Source organism: Vibrio sp. 1978, from assembly GCF_033344345.1.
This window is the reverse complement of the sequence record NZ_JAWPOP010000213.1, coordinates 1-933: the sequence shown is the minus strand read 5'-3', so window position 1 is coordinate 933 and position 933 is coordinate 1. Positions and strand designations below refer to the sequence as shown.

The window sequence follows — 933 nt, the reverse complement described above, 5'->3', positions numbered from 1 at the left end:
ACCGCGGGTCTTCGTGGCAAAGTGGGAGCAGGTCCAAACCGAATGAACCGTTTGGTGATTCAAGAAACTTCCACAGGTCTCGGCCACTATTTACTTTAACAAGTACAAGATGCAGCGAGTCGCGGCGTTGTTATTGGTTACGATGGCCGACCAGATTCTAAACAGTTCGCGCACGATACTGCTTCTGTCTTAACAGCACTCGGTATCAAGGTTTACCTAACCTACCAAGTCGCGGCAACGCCTATTGTTGCTTTTGGTGTACGCACAATGAATGCTGCAGCGGCCGTTGTTGTAACCGCTAGCCACAATCCACCCGAATACAACGGCTTCAAAGTGTATTGGGAAAATGGCGCGCAAATCATTCCACCTCACGACTCGGGCATCGCGGCAAAAATTGATGAAGCGACCACAAAGCCTCTGCCGTTGATGTCTTTAGACGATGCTAAACAACAAGGCTTACTGGTTTGGTTGGAAGATGATTACTACCAAACTTACCGTAAAACCATGAACGAAAATGCTCTGCTGACTCCTGATAGCAACACCGATATTTCTATCGCTTACACTGCGATGCACGGTGTTGGCGCAGACATGGCAGAAACGTTACTTGCTGACGCTGGCTTTAAAAAAGTGGCCAGTGTTGCGGAGCAGCGCGAACCTGATGGCACATTCCCTACAGTTAACTTCCCAAATCCAGAAGAAGCAGGGGCAATGGACATGGTCATGGCGCTCGGTAAATCCGTAGATGCGGATATCGCCTGTGCAAACGACCCAGATGCAGATCGTTTCGCCGTCGCCGTAAAACGCCCAGACGGTGAATACCAAATGTTAACTGGCGACCAGGTTGGTTCATTGTTTGGTGATTACTTGCTAGAGCAACAGCCGAACTCACTGGTCGGTAACACCATCGTGTCATCTCGCCTCTTGAGCAGCATC

1 pseudogene is annotated in these 933 nt (G+C 49.7%); it reads left to right on the top strand.

Going from position 1 to position 933, the window contains the following annotated elements:
- Positions 1-933 (top strand): annotated as a pseudogene (locus R8N49_RS25630) (phospho-sugar mutase); the annotation flags it as partial.